At 61.7% G+C, this 12,939-nt stretch carries 11 protein-coding genes and 1 pseudogene; 10 read left to right on the forward strand and 2 right to left on the reverse strand.

From position 1 onward, the window contains the following. Nucleotides 1-74 precede the first annotated feature (74 nt). The 3 genes from KI241_RS15945 (at nt 75) to KI241_RS15955 (ending at nt 3,446) form a co-directional block, all read left to right on the forward strand. Nucleotides 75-1,124 (forward strand): type III polyketide synthase, encoded by a 1,050-nt coding sequence (locus tag KI241_RS15945; RefSeq protein ID WP_042728412.1) that lies wholly within the window; start codon nt 75-77, stop codon nt 1,122-1,124. Nucleotides 1,125-1,251: 127 nt separating this feature from the next. Beyond that, nucleotides 1,252-2,526 carry an MFS transporter gene (locus KI241_RS15950; protein ID WP_212802710.1) on the forward strand — a complete coding sequence of 425 codons (1,275 nt, stop codon included), beginning with the start codon at nt 1,252-1,254 and terminating at the stop codon, nt 2,524-2,526. After that, complete coding sequence (locus tag KI241_RS15955) at nt 2,523-3,446, forward strand: fumarylacetoacetate hydrolase (RefSeq protein WP_212802711.1); 924 nt, start codon at nt 2,523-2,525, stop codon at nt 3,444-3,446. The genes KI241_RS15950 and KI241_RS15955 overlap by 4 nt, the downstream gene beginning before the upstream one ends. Before the next feature lie 67 nt (nt 3,447-3,513). Here the strand turns inward: KI241_RS15955 and KI241_RS15960 are convergent, their stop codons facing one another. Beyond that, a complete protein-coding gene (locus KI241_RS15960) occupies nt 3,514-3,954 on the reverse strand; it encodes a TspO/MBR family protein (RefSeq protein ID WP_047738968.1) in 441 nt (146 codons plus the stop codon). A 267-nt stretch (nt 3,955-4,221) separates the two neighbouring features. Between KI241_RS15960 and KI241_RS15965 the strand changes: the two genes are divergently transcribed. The 4 genes from KI241_RS15965 to KI241_RS15980 all read left to right on the forward strand — a co-directional run bounded on the left by KI241_RS15965 (nt 4,222) and on the right by KI241_RS15980 (nt 8,450). Next, nucleotides 4,222-5,754 (forward strand): calcium-binding protein, encoded by a 1,533-nt coding sequence (locus KI241_RS15965; protein ID WP_212802712.1) that lies wholly within the window; start codon nt 4,222-4,224, stop codon nt 5,752-5,754. Nucleotides 5,755-5,843: 89 nt separating this feature from the next. Next, nucleotides 5,844-6,749, forward strand: coding sequence for a transcriptional regulator GcvA (gcvA, locus tag KI241_RS15970; RefSeq protein ID WP_123578990.1), 906 nt, complete (start codon nt 5,844-5,846; stop codon nt 6,747-6,749). Nucleotides 6,750-6,825: 76 nt separating this feature from the next. Beyond that, nucleotides 6,826-7,653 carry a DMT family transporter gene (locus tag KI241_RS15975; RefSeq protein WP_212802713.1) on the forward strand — a complete coding sequence of 276 codons (828 nt, stop codon included), beginning with the start codon at nt 6,826-6,828 and terminating at the stop codon, nt 7,651-7,653. A gap of 35 nt (nt 7,654-7,688) precedes the next feature. Further along, complete coding sequence (locus KI241_RS15980; RefSeq protein WP_042728407.1) at nt 7,689-8,450, forward strand: SDR family oxidoreductase; 762 nt, start codon at nt 7,689-7,691, stop codon at nt 8,448-8,450. Nucleotides 8,451-8,454: 4 nt separating this feature from the next. Here the strand turns inward: KI241_RS15980 and KI241_RS15985 are convergent. Then, a pseudogene (locus KI241_RS15985) lies at nt 8,455-9,437 on the reverse strand (aldo/keto reductase). Between the two features lie 376 nt (nt 9,438-9,813). Here KI241_RS15985 and KI241_RS15995 point away from each other — a divergent pair. From KI241_RS15995 to KI241_RS16005, 3 genes are all read left to right on the forward strand, one after another. Next, complete coding sequence (locus KI241_RS15995) at nt 9,814-10,779, forward strand: AraC family transcriptional regulator (RefSeq protein WP_212802714.1); 966 nt, start codon at nt 9,814-9,816, stop codon at nt 10,777-10,779. A 267-nt stretch (nt 10,780-11,046) separates the two neighbouring features. Further along, a complete protein-coding gene (locus KI241_RS16000) occupies nt 11,047-12,039 on the forward strand; it encodes an aliphatic sulfonate ABC transporter substrate-binding protein (RefSeq protein ID WP_212802715.1) in 993 nt (330 codons plus the stop codon). Between the two features lie 56 nt (nt 12,040-12,095). Then, nucleotides 12,096-12,938 carry an ABC transporter permease gene (locus tag KI241_RS16005; protein ID WP_042728403.1) on the forward strand — a complete coding sequence of 281 codons (843 nt, stop codon included), beginning with the start codon at nt 12,096-12,098 and terminating at the stop codon, nt 12,936-12,938. The last annotated feature ends 1 nt before the right edge of the window (nt 12,939 follow it).

Here is a 12,939-nt window from a genome sequence, read left to right on the forward strand (position 1 = left end):
CTTCAGAGTCCTGCTTCGCCATTGCCTTAAACGTGTTACCTAACTCTTTATTGGCTTTAAGCCGAGGACTTGTCATGTCTACTCTTTGCAAACCCAGCTTGCTGTTCCCGCCACACAAGATTACCCAGCAACAAATGATCGACCATCTGGAACACTTGCACGATGACCATCCTCGCATGGCCCTTGCAAAACGGATGATCCAGAACACCCAGGTCAATGAGCGCCACCTGGTGCTGCCGATCGATGAACTGGCGGTGCACACCGGCTTCACCCATCGCAGCATCGTCTACGAGCGCGAGGCCCGCCGCATGTCGTCCCTTGCGGCACGGGAGGCCATCGAGAATGCCGGGCTGACCACCGACGACATCCGGATGGTCGCCGTGACTTCGTGCACCGGCTTCATGATGCCCTCGCTGACCGCCCACCTGATCAATGACCTGGGGCTGCGAACGTCGACCGTACAACTGCCGATTGCCCAACTGGGCTGCGTCGCGGGCGCTGCGGCCATTAACCGGGCCAATGACTTTGCCAGTCTGTCGCCGCAAAACCATGTGCTCATCGTGTCCCTGGAGTTCTCGTCGTTGTGCTATCAACCCGACGACACCAAGTTGCACGCGTTCATATCCGCTGCGCTGTTTGGCGATGCCGTATCTGCCTGCGTGATGCGCGCCGACGATAAGGCGCCTGGATTCAAGATTGCCAAGACCGGCTCTTACTTCCTACCGAACAGCGAGCATTACATCAAATACGACGTCAAGGACAGTGGCTTCCACTTCACCCTGGACAAGGCCGTCATGAACTCCATCAAAGACGTGGCACCCATGATGGAAGAGTTGAACTACGAGACCTTCAATCAGCACTGCGCCCAGAATGATTTTTTCATCTTCCATACCGGCGGACGGAAAATCCTCGATGAACTGGTCCTGCAACTGGACCTTGAACCCGGCAGGGTCGCGCAGTCGCGCGACAGTTTGAGCGAAGCCGGGAACATCGCCAGCGTGGTGGTCTTCGACGTGCTCAAACGTCAGTTCGACAGCGGGCCTGATGCGGGTGCGACCGGCATGCTGGCCGCCTTCGGCCCCGGCTTCACGGCCGAAATGGCCGTGGGCAAGTGGGTCGCCTGACACACCGAAACCACTGCACAGGTACCCAGCCGGGGGCACACCTGCCCCCGGCTACAGGTATTTGGTCGCAAGCATCCACCTCGTTCAAGAGGGCTTCCAAAGGGCTAAGGATAGAAGGGGAAGGAACATGGAGAGGAAGTATCTGGCCGCCCGACCTTGGGGTGGCTATGAAAGGCGCATGGTCGTCCTTTTGTCATTGAGCTTCGGGCTGGTAGGGCTGGATCGGTTCATCATCATGCCGCTGTTCCCGGTGATCATGCGTGACCTGGCGCTGGACTATCAGGACTTGAGCCTGTTGTCGGCGATCCTGGCATTCGCATGGGGCGGCTCGGCCCTGTTCATGGGCGCGGCCATCCGGCTGTTGGGCACCAAGCAACTGCTGGTGCTGTCGATCACCCTGCTGTCGCTGTTGGCCGGGGCTTCAGCATTGATCACCAGCCTGGTCGGCCTGGTGCTGCTGCGTGCATTGATGGGCGTTTGTGAAGGGGCTTTCACGCCCGTGAGCATCATCGTCACCGATGAAGTGTCCCAGCCCTGCCGACGGGGACTCAACCTGGGAATCCAACAAGCCCTGTTTCCCATCATCGGCCTGTGCCTCGGGCCATTGCTAGCGGGTGTCCTGCTGGAATTTTTCGGATCGTGGCGCGCGGTGTTCGCCATCATCTCGCTGCCGGGGCTGCTCGTGGCCTGGTACCTGTACAGAAGCTATCAACCGGCCCAGGGGCCGCACACTCCCCCCATCGACCGCCCTACCCACAGCCAGTGGCGAACAGCCCTGGCCAGCGGCAACGTGCGGCTTAACATTGCGTTGATGCTCTGTATACTGACGTGCCAGTTCGTTCTGTGTGCCCTGCTCCCCAGCTACCTCACCGACATCTTGCACCTGAGCGATTTCTCCATGGCCATGATCATTTCCGCGATCGGCCTGGGTGGTTTTTTTGGCCAGTTGGTCATTCCCGGGCTGTCCGACCAACTGGGTCGCAAGCCCGTCGTTTCCGTCTGCTTCATGCTCAGTGCACTGCTGGTGGGCCTGCTCATCGTCAGCCCGCCCTTGCCGTGGCTGCTGTTCCTCCAGTTGTTCTTCCTGTCCTTCATCAACTTCAGCCTGATCTGCATCACCGTCGGGCCGCTGACCAGCGAATCGGTGCCACCCAGCTTGCTGGCCACCGCGACGGGCCTGGTGGTGGGCTGCGGAGAGATTCTGGGCGGTGGCGTCGCGCCCGTGGTCGCCGGCTACATCGCAATGAACTGGGGACTGACCGCCATCCTGTTCCTGGCGCTGGCCGGCAGCCTGACAGGCGGGTTGCTGTCGTTGCGGCTCAAGGAAGCCAACCCTGCGTTCGACGGGCGCGACGACTTCAGCCCCCTACCCGCTCACTTGACCCTGGAGGATAAGTCATGACGCATTACGTGATGTTACTGGACGCTCCGGAGCCGCAACGCGGCCTTGGTGTGTTCGATTTCAAATCCGGGCAGAGCCTGGAAGTGCGCCCATCGCAGGGCAACCTGTACGAAGCGCTGACCCATTGCGCCCAGGGAAACCTGGATTGGGAAACCTACCTCAAGGAGCAGCCCTCGACCCCCTACCCGCTCACGTCCGCCGCGGTGAAATACCGGCCACCGCTCATGCCCGATAACAACCTGGCGGTGCAGCTCAGCGAAGTCACCCTCTGCACCGCCAAGACAGAACAAGCCTGGTACTACAAAGGTAACGGACGCCTGCTCAGGACGGATGGCGATCCCCTGCAGGTGCCTTACCATGCCCAAAGCATCAGCAGCGAGCCGTGCATCGTTTGCCTCTACTGGGTCGACCACTTTGGCGCGCTGCGCTTCATGGGCTTCACCCTCGGCAACGACCTCCATGATCACGTGTTGCACGGCCGTGATGCGATTTCTTCGGCACAGGCCCGCCTGCGCACCTGCGCCGTGGCCCCGGCATTGATACTGGGAGAAATGCAGGCCGACCTGGCCATCAACGTGCAGGTGGAACGCGACGGCCAGCCACTGGCAGCCAGTCACCATCGAATGAGCTTGCATGGTTGGCAAAGCCTGCGTCGATACTCGCAGGCGTTCCTGGAGAAGCATGAGCAGTTTCTCGAACCCGGCCTCGTCCACTACGTCTTCCACAGCTTGAGCCACCGCACCACCCAAGTGTCGCTTCAGCACGGTGACTGCCTGAGCATCGACTGCCCTGAGCTGGAATTGACCCTGCGCAATCAGATCGTCGAAGAAGAACTCGCGGCACTGTTTCCCTTGCCCGCGCGGCGCGCACCGCACAGCCCGTGCATCGACCTGCCCTTGTCGGCCCCCAGGAAGTCCTGAGGGTGCAAAGGGGCTGGTCGCGCGCGGGCCGAGCTGAAACCGTTAGGGCCATCCAGCCAATCCGGCCCTAACGGTTATTGCGCCAGATGGAAAAATTCAACGCGGCGGCCACGCACAACCAGGCCAGGTAAGGAAACAGGATCAACCCGGTGATCACGTCCAGGCGCAAGGTCAGGACCACCATGACGGCCACGACCAGCCAGAGCAGTGTGATGATCACCAGGCCGGCGAACATCTGGTGCGCACCAAAAAACACCGGCGTCCAAAGTGTGTTGAGCGCGATCTGCGCCGCCCACAATGCGATCACGGTCTGGCTCCCCGGGATCAGCGCCAAGCGATAACCCGCCCAGGCCAGCAACAGGTAGATCACGGTCCATGCCACTGGGAACAGCCAATTGGGTGGCGTGAAGCCAGGTTTCACGAGGGACGCGTACCAAGGGCCCGGCTTGAAAATGATCCCCGTGCTCGCGGCGGCGGCACAAGCCAATAGAAAGATGAAAAAAGTCATTGTCGATCCTTAGGGCAGGCCCACTGCCTGGGCGAACAGCCAGGGGGCGGCTTCAAGAGTGGGGTACGAAGGTGCATCGCACCCTTCCCAATAAATGACTCGATCATCGGCGCATAAATTCAATGAGGCGTCGCAATCCGGGCAGCGGCACGTCAACCGGCCTGCCGTTACCCGCAGCACTACTCGCGACCACCGGTCCAGAGCCCCTGGCACATCAGGAGGACTGGACTAGAGTCAACGCTTTGCGAAGTTCAAAGGACCGACAACATGACCACGACCTACAGTGCCCCCGGCCTCCTTGTCGTCGACATCGCCGGACGTACAGACAACGCCCAGGACGTCGTCATACAGCCCGACGGTTCAATCCTGATCGCCGGTTTCAGCGACTACGGCAACGCGCTGGATGACGGTAGGGACTTTTCGCTCACCCGCCTCAATCCCGACGGCAGCGTGGACACCGGCTACGGTCACGCCGGGCGACAGGTGATCCATAAACAGATCCCCTTCGAAAAAGACTACAACCTTCAAGTCCAGGCTGACGGCGCGGTGGTGACGACCCACGCAGGCCACGATGACACCGCCATCGTCCAGCGTTGGGGCCCCGACGGCAAAGCCGATGCAGCGTTCAACAGCAACGCCGAGGCCAGCCTGTCCAGCGGCTTCGGCACCAAGTCCATCGTGCAAGCCAATGCCGACGGCAGCGTCCTGGTCAGCGCGGTGCAAGGCAGTCTTTTGAACGTGGCCCAGTTGAATGCCGATGGCACGCTGGACACATCGTTCGGCACAGACGGTCTCCTCACGCTGCAAGCGCCCGCACCGTTCATCTTTCTGGAGAGCATTTTCAAAATGGCGGATGGCAGCCTGCTGGTCCACGGCTCACCCGGCGTCCAGAACAGCGTGCTCAAGTACACGGCAGACGGGGAGCTGGACACCCAGTTTGGCGGTGACGGTAGCGTCCCGCTGCCCATCTTCACCACGTTGCGTGGCGACATGGTCGTGCAGGATGACGGCAAGCTATTGATTGCCGGCTCCACCACATACGAGGATTTTGCCGTACTGCGGCTCAACGCCGATGGCAGTCCCGACCTCAGTTTCGGCCAGCAAGGCCTGGTCAGTATCAATCTGCCCGGCGAAGCGGCCTATGGCAGTGAAATTGCCTTGCTCGACGACGGCAAGATTTTGCTCAGCGGGGATACCTACACCAATGGCGGCTCCGATTACGCGGCGGTCCGGCTGAACGCCGATGGCAGCCTGGACACAACCTTCGCCAGCCCGGATGGCAACGCGCGACTGGTGGGTTCCTCCAGCACCGATAAATTGCTGGGCGTCAATACGGACGAGATCCTGCGTGGACTGGCCGGAGACGACCTGCTGCAAGGCAATCTTGGTCGCGACCTGCTCTCCGGCGGCGCAGGCCACGATGTCTTTCGCTATGCCAGTGTGGCCGACAGCTTTCGCACCGCGGACAGCACCGGCAGTGATCGCCTGCTCGACTTCAACCCCAGCGAGGACCGCATCGACCTCAGCGCCCTGGGTTTCACCGGCATCGGCAACGGATACGCCGGCACGCTGGCGATCCAGAACAACGCCGACGACACCCGCACCTACCTGAAAAGCTTCGAGGCCAATGCCGATGGCCAGCGTTTCGAACTGGTGATCGATGGCAACGTCACCGCCCAACTCAACGAAAGCAACCTGCTGTTCAGTGCGGCGAACAACGCAGGCGGCTCCCTGCCTGAGCAGGTGGAACTGACGTTGATCGGCACAGCCGGACCGGACCTGCATACCGACGTGATCTGATCAGGTGACCCGTCAGCGCCTAAGGATGCTCTATCATGAGCTTGTGCTCATGACGAGCCTTTCTGATGACCTGCCGGGACCCCCTCTACATGAGAGATCTGCCACCGACCGCCACCTTGCGTGCCTTCGAAGTCGCCACCCGGCACACGACCTTCACCGCTGCCGCGCAGGAGTTGCATGTCACGCAAAGCGCGGTCAGCCACCAACTCAAACACCTCGAGTCGCTGTGGGGATTGCAGCTGTTCGAGCGTGGCAAGTCCCTGAGCCTCACGGCCGCGGGGGCTACGCTGGCGCCCATCGTGCGGGAGTTCTTCATGAGCCTGGAGGCAACCCTCGGCGATCTGCGCGAGCAGAAAGACCGGGTCCGGCTCGAAGTCAGTACCACCTATTCCTTCGCTCTGAAATGGCTACTGCCACGCCTGCCCGGTCTCTCGCGCCTGCATCCCGAACTGCTCGTCTCGCTGGACACCACGGACAAGATCATTCATTTCTCCAACGCCCAGGCCGACGTCGCGATCCGGCTCGGCAAGGGGAGTTACCCCGGCCTGCATTCGGAGTTCCTGTTCGGCGAGCAGGTGTTTCCGGTGGCCAGTCCCGAGTTGCTGCTGCGCTTCGGGACACCGCAGAGCCCTGCCGAACTGTTGCACTACCCGCTGCTGACCCGCGATGGCGCCGAGCTGGTGCCGAAATGGGAAGTCTGGTTCCAGAAGGTCGGGTTGGAGTTCCTCCCGCTCAAGGAAAGCGTGAGGTTCGGCGACACCAACATGACGGTCGAGGCAGCCCTGCTCGGCCAGGGCATCGCCCTGGTGCGCAGCGGGCACGTGGAAAGCGAAATCAGCGATGGGCGTCTGGTGCGGTTGTTCGACGTGCCGTTTCCCTCCCCGCTTGCCTATTACTTTGTCTGTCCGAAAGGCATCGAGTCACAGCCACACATCGTCAACTTTCGCCAGTGGCTATTGAGCGAGGCGCTGAAAGCCCAGCAAGCCTATGGGTGATGCATGAGGTTTTGCTCATGAAACAATGAGGAGACTTCTCTGTAATCCGGGCACGGCGTTGCATACACTGGCCCGCATGCCTATCCACATCACACTCCTGGTTCTCTTCGCCGCACTCTTGCATGCCAGCTGGAATGCCCTGCTGCGTGGCGGCGCCGATCGACTCTGGTCCATGACGATCATGTGCATTGCCGTGGCCATCGCCAGCGCCGTGACCGCCGCGTTCATGGTGACGCCGGCGCCCGCCAGTTGGGGCTATGCGTTGCTTTCAGCGCTGCTGCACGTTGGCTACAACCTGTTTCTGGTACGCAGCTACCGGCTCGGCGACCTGGGGCAGGTCTACCCGATTTCCCGTGGTTCATCACCGGTCCTGATCACCTTGGGCGCCGCGGCCTTTGCCGGGGAAAGCATCTCGCCTGGCACGTTACTCGGCATCGCGCTGGTGTCGGGCGGCATCATTTCGCTGGCCTTGAGCGGACGCAAGCTGTCCACTCCGAGTCTGTCCTATGCGCTGGGAACCGGCTGTTTCATCGCCGCCTACAGTGTCACCGACGGCATCGGCGCCAGGCTCTCCGGCGCGCCACTGGCCTACACCGTGTGGATGTGCACCTTGTGGGGCGTGATGATGCCTATGGTGTACATCGGCCTGCGCGACGCCCGTAGCCTGTTCGCGGTGCGGCCAGGCCTGTTGACCGCCCTGGCCGGCGGGCTGGTCTCCCTGTTGGCCTACGCCATCGTCATCTACGCCATGAACGAAGCGCCCATGGGCGCGGTGTCTGCATTGCGCGAAACCAGCGTGCTGTTCGCGGCGTTGATTGGCGGCCTGTTCCTCGGCGAGGCACTCACCGTTCGCCGAATCCTGGCCTGCGCAGTGATCGCCAGCGGCATCCTCATCATCGGCTGACACGACTTTTCTCACCGTCGCAGGAGGTAACCCCTATGGAAAACGTCTCGCAGGCACCGCTGATCCTGATCACCGGTGGCAGTCGCGGAGTAGGTGCCGCCACCGCGCGCCTGGCCGCCTCGCAAGGCTATGACGTGGCGATCAGCTACGTGGCCAACGAGCCTGCGGCACAAGCTGTCGTGGCAGATGTCGAGGCGCAGGGACGTCGGGCATTGGCGATACGGGCCGACAGCGCAGACCCGGTGCAGGTCGCCGACTTGTTCACGGCCATCGACCGCACCTTCGGGCGCATCGACGTACTGGTGAATAACGCCGGTGTGCTGCAAACCCAGTCCCGCCTGGAAGACCTCGGCTTCGAGCGCATGCAGCGTATCTTCGCGGTCAACGCCATCGGCCCGATGCTTTGCGCCCAGCAGGCGGTGAAGCGCATGTCCCATCGACACAACGGACCGGGCGGCGTGGTGATCAACGTCTCCTCGGCCTCGGCCCGCCTCGGCAGCCCCAATGAATATGTCGACTACGCGGCGTCGAAGGGCGCCCTGGAAACCTTCACCATCGGCTTGGCCAAGGAAGTGGCCCGCGAAGGCATTCGCGTCAACTGCATCCGCCCCGGCCACATCTACACCGACATGCATGCCAGCGGCGGCGAGCCGGGACGGGTCGAGCGCGTCAAGGACTCGATCCCCATGGGGCGCGGCGGCCAACCCGAGGAAGTGGCACGGGCCATCCTGTGGCTGGCCAGCGCGCAAGCCTCCTTCGTGACCGGTACGTTCCTCGACGTGACCGGCGGCAAATGAGGGCTCAGGAAGGTACCGGCGCTTGGGCATCGATCAGTCCGTGACGTTTCAAATCATCCCAGAACGCCGCAGGAATACCGACCTTCATCGCCTGGATATTGGAAACGACCTGCCCCGACGAACGCGCCCCCGGAATGATCGCGGACACTTGCGGATGTGCCGCCGCAAACTGCAAGGCGGCAGTATGGATATCAATACCATGTCGACGGGCTATGGCCATGATTCGCGCGCGCTTTTCCACCGCTCCGGCGGGTAGATCCTGGCTGAAGTTGTATCGATTGCGTCCTCCCAGGAATCCATCGTTCAGGGGGTTCCAACCACGACGCTGGTGCCCTTGCTTTTCAACGCCGGTAAGGTACTGCGCAAGGCATCGCCGTGGTCAAGAAGGGAATACTGGCAGGCAAGCAGAACGATGTCCGGAACCGGGTCATCACCGGCCAGTGCCCGGACCACGGCGTCCGGGGCATTGACTCCGAAGCCCCAGGCTTTGATGAGTCCCTCGTCACGCATCTTTTCAAGCTCGACCATCGCCCCCGTGCGCGCAATTCGATACGCCGCTTCCCAGCCGCCATCCAGTTCGGTGTTATCGGGTGAGAGATCATGGATAAAGACGATATCGATGCGTGGCAGGCCCAGACGCTGCAGGCTGTCTTCTACGGAGCGACGTGCGCCTGCCGCGGTGTAGTCATAGCGGTAGTTGAAGGGCGCCGGCGATTTCCAGATGGCATGGTCCGCACGCCGGCCACCCGCGGCCGTCAATACGCGGCCGACCTTGGTGGATACCACGTAGTCGTCTGGATCCTTGTCATGCAGGAAGCGCCCCAGGCGATATTCGCTCAAGCCAAACCCATAGAATGGCGAGGTATCGTAAAGACGTACGCCCTCGCCCCACGCAGCCTGCAGAACCGACCTCGCCTGCTCATCGCTGATGGGCGCAAAAATATTACCGATCTGCGTTCCGCCCATACCAAAGCGCTGGGGCGTCATGTACCTCATCGTATGCGAGGACGCATTGACCGGCAGGTCTGTGCGCACGAGTCGCCCTTCTGTACGCATGACGCTTCCGCGCTCTGTCAGCGCGGCGGCCGTGGAGGCGGTAGTCATTGAACTGGCCAGGCTCGAGGCTGGCAGTAGAGCGGCTGCAACAGCACCCGCCGCCGAGTAGGTAAGAAAATCTCGTCTGTCCATCCAACATTCCTTTCGCGACTGGGTTTCACGGGCTGTACACAGGCCAGAAACTAGAGCAACGAAGCGGAACCGGGTGAGCCAAATACGCCATATTTTCTGCACAATCCTGCCGATACCCTTGTGCCAGGCACACACGCTCAGCACACTCGGACACTCCGTGAACAGGACATACGTGATGACTAGCGGTTCTTTCTCGCAGTTCGGTCTGAGCCGCACCCCGGGCGCAGGCGAACCCGCCCAGCCCAACGAACGCCTCCAGGCACTTGGAAGGCTCATCGAAAAAGTCACGAGCCAGATTGGCTTGAACGAGGTCTGCCCGACATCGATCCCAGGCCTGACTTTTTATCGAATGGCCGAGTTGGGTACGCCCACGTACTGCATTTATGAACCGTGCATGGCCATCATTTTGCAAGGTGCAAAGGAGATCACGTTCGGTGAGCAAGCCTGTGAGTTCGGACAGGGGGCGTTCTTCGTCACGTCAGTCGACATTCCCACACTGGCTCGCGTTACAGCGGCTGACGAACGAACGCCTTATTTATCCGTTGTGTTGAAGCTCGATCTTTCCATGCTCAACGAGGTGATCCAGGCCCTGGAATCCCCCAGGCAGGAAGTGGCATCGGTCGCACGCGGCTTCGCATCCGGAGCGGCGTCAGGCGAGATGCTCGACGCCTTCATTCGCTTGACCACGCTGATCGAACGGCCGCTTGAAGCGGGCGTGATGTCGGATCTTATCAAGCGAGAAATATGCGTACGTCTGTTGCTCAGCGGTGCGGGCCCGTGGTTGCGCAGCGTCGCTCGCGATGGTTACCGGGACAAAGGCACTGTGAGAGCCATTGAGTGGCTGAAACACCACTACGACAAGCCGCTGCACGTGGCCGATCTCGCTCAACGGTCAGGCATGGCCTGCTCCACCCTGCACCACAACTTTCGCAAACTGACGGGCACCAGCCCCGTCCAGTACCAGAAATCGTTACGGCTGCAGGCCGCCCGCAGCCTGATGTTGACCGAGCGGGTGGACGTGAACACCGCCGCGCTGAGAGTCGGCTATGAAAGCGTCGCCCAATTCAGTCGCGAGTACGCTCGACGCTTCGGCTCCCCACCGTCGAAAGACATCAAGCACACACGGGAAAATAGAACGTAGCGCCCTCCCCGATTGATTCGAAATTCCATTGGCGCATAGCTCACCGTTACCTGTCTCCACTGCTCATGGCGCAACAGTGCAGTAACAGACTGTTGGGCCTGCAACATCTTCCGGAGGGGGCTCACCCCGTTGAAGGTCCGGAAAATAGTCCTTTCCCAGCTATGGCACAGAGCCTGCAATCTTCCAGGCAAGCGGGATTTGCTCCTGCCTTCCGATCTTCTGGAAATAAAAAAATCGCCCTCTCGCCGCCTTGCCTGGAGCTGTTCCATGAACCCCGCCTCCCGCGTCTCCCTGGCCCGTGCCAGATTCCTGATCAGTGCCTGCATCCTGGCACTGGGCTTGCCGTCCATGACCCGGGCCGCAGAAAGCCCGCCTGCCGAGGTGCATCTGGATTACGCCTATTACTCGCCGGTCAGTCTGGTGCTCAAGCACTTGGGTTATCTGGAAAAGGCCCTGCCCCAGACCAAGGTGAGTTGGGTCTTGAGCCAGGGCAGCAACCGTTCCCTGGAATACCTCAACAGCGGCGGCGTCGATTTCGCCTCCTCCGCCAGCCTGGCGGCGGTGTTGAGCCGCGCCAACGGCAGCCCGATCAAGTCGGTGTATGTCTACAGCCGCGCCGAATGGACGGCCCTGGTGGTGCGCAAGGATTCGCCGTACCAGACGGTCGCCGACCTGAAGGGCAAGAAGATCGCCGCCACCAAAGGCACCGATCCCTATCTGTTTACCCTGCGCAGCCTGCAACAGGCTGGACTGGACAAAGACGACGTGGAGCTGGTGCACCTGCAACATCCGGACGGTCGCACCGCCCTGGAAAAAGGTGACGTCGACGCCTGGGCAGGCCTCGACCCGCACATGGCCGCCAGCGAAGTCCAGGCCGGCTCGCGCCTGCTGTATCGCAACCCCGCTTTCAACAGCTACGGCGTGGTCAGCGTCACGGAGAAATATGCCCAGGAGCACCCGCAGACCATCAAGACCGTGCTGGCCGCCTACGAACAAGCGCGTGAGTGGGCGGTCGGTCATCCGCAGGAGCTGGCCAAGTTGCTGGCCGACGAATCCGGATTGTCGCTGGAAGTGGCCAGATTGCAGTTGTCGCGCACTGACCTGGGTAACCCACAACTGAGCGCCGAGGATGTGCTGGCCTCCAAGGCTGCCGCGCCGATTCTGGTCTCCGAGGAACTGGTCCGTCGCGGGGTGAATGTGGACCAGGTGATCGACCAACTGCTCGACACCGGTCGCCAGCAGGCCGTGGCCCGTCAATAACCCAGGCAATAACCGATCCGCGCCTGGCGCGGATTCGCCATTGCCGGAGAACCACCATGAGCAGTCATAGCAAAGACCTTTCCAGCCCACGCCTGGCCCTGTCACTGGCGAGCAAAGCGCCCCCGTTCAACCCCGACTGGCGCCTGCGGCTCAAGGGGTTGGCGCTGCCGGTGCTGATCATCTTGATTTTGGAAATCATCGTGCGCATCGGTTGGCTGCCCTCCTACCAGATGCCCGCCCCCAGCGAGATCGCCCTTACGCTGGGCGATCTAGCCGAAGGTGCGCTGTGGAAACACATCGGCGCCAGCCTGCTGCGGGTATTGCTGGGCTTCGCCATTGGCGCCAGCCTGGCATTGATCTTCGCCGCCTGGGTTGGCTTGAGCCGGGAAGCCGAAGCCTATCTGGAACCCACCTTCGCCGGCCTGCGTTCGATCCCCAGCCTGGCCTGGGTGCCGTTGCTCCTGCTGTGGCTGGGCATCGACGAAACCTCGAAGGTGGTGCTGATCGCCATCGGCGCGTTCTTTCCCGTCTACCTCAATGGCGTGGCAGCGATTCGCAACATCGACCGCAAGCTGGTGGAGGTCGGCCATATGTACGGTTTCAATCGCCGCCGCCTGGTGCGCCGGATTCTCCTGCCCGCCGCCCTGCCCGGCCTGTTCACCGGATTGCGCAGCGGCATGAGCCTGGCCTGGATGTTCCTGGTCGCCGCCGAACTGATCGCCGCCACCAAGGGCTTGGGCTATCTGTTGAGCGACGGCCGCGAAACCTCGCGCCCGGATATCGTACTGGCAGCGATCATCGTGCTCGCCGTGCTGGGCAAGCTCAGCGACGGCATGCTTGCCGGCCTGGAAAAACGTTTCCTGGCCTGGCGCGACACCTTTACCGGCACCGAGGAATGAG

Origin of the sequence: Pseudomonas sp. Cab53 (genome assembly GCF_018325965.1) — a bacterium.
Taxonomy (GTDB): Bacteria; Pseudomonadota; Gammaproteobacteria; order Pseudomonadales; family Pseudomonadaceae; genus Aquipseudomonas; species Aquipseudomonas chlororaphis_E.

Bases quoted from the DNA above. Each gene is read 5' to 3' on its own strand.
- gcvA (WP_123578990.1), top strand. From the start codon at position 5,844: ATGAGAGATCTGCCACCGACCGCCACCTTGCGTGCCTTCGAAGTCGCC.
- KI241_RS15975 (WP_212802713.1), top strand. From the start codon at position 6,826: ATGCCTATCCACATCACACTCCTGGTTCTCTTCGCCGCACTCTTGCAT.
- KI241_RS15945 (WP_042728412.1), top strand. From the start codon at position 75: ATGTCTACTCTTTGCAAACCCAGCTTGCTGTTCCCGCCACACAAGATT.
- KI241_RS15980 (WP_042728407.1), top strand. From the start codon at position 7,689: ATGGAAAACGTCTCGCAGGCACCGCTGATCCTGATCACCGGTGGCAGT.
- KI241_RS15995 (WP_212802714.1), top strand. From the start codon at position 9,814: ATGACTAGCGGTTCTTTCTCGCAGTTCGGTCTGAGCCGCACCCCGGGC.
- KI241_RS15960 (WP_047738968.1), bottom strand. From the start codon at position 3,954: ATGACTTTTTTCATCTTTCTATTGGCTTGTGCCGCCGCCGCGAGCACG.
- KI241_RS15955 (WP_212802711.1), top strand. From the start codon at position 2,523: ATGACGCATTACGTGATGTTACTGGACGCTCCGGAGCCGCAACGCGGC.
- KI241_RS15965 (WP_212802712.1), top strand. From the start codon at position 4,222: ATGACCACGACCTACAGTGCCCCCGGCCTCCTTGTCGTCGACATCGCC.
- KI241_RS15950 (WP_212802710.1), top strand. From the start codon at position 1,252: ATGGAGAGGAAGTATCTGGCCGCCCGACCTTGGGGTGGCTATGAAAGG.
- KI241_RS16000 (WP_212802715.1), top strand. From the start codon at position 11,047: ATGAACCCCGCCTCCCGCGTCTCCCTGGCCCGTGCCAGATTCCTGATC.
- KI241_RS16005 (WP_042728403.1), top strand. From the start codon at position 12,096: ATGAGCAGTCATAGCAAAGACCTTTCCAGCCCACGCCTGGCCCTGTCA.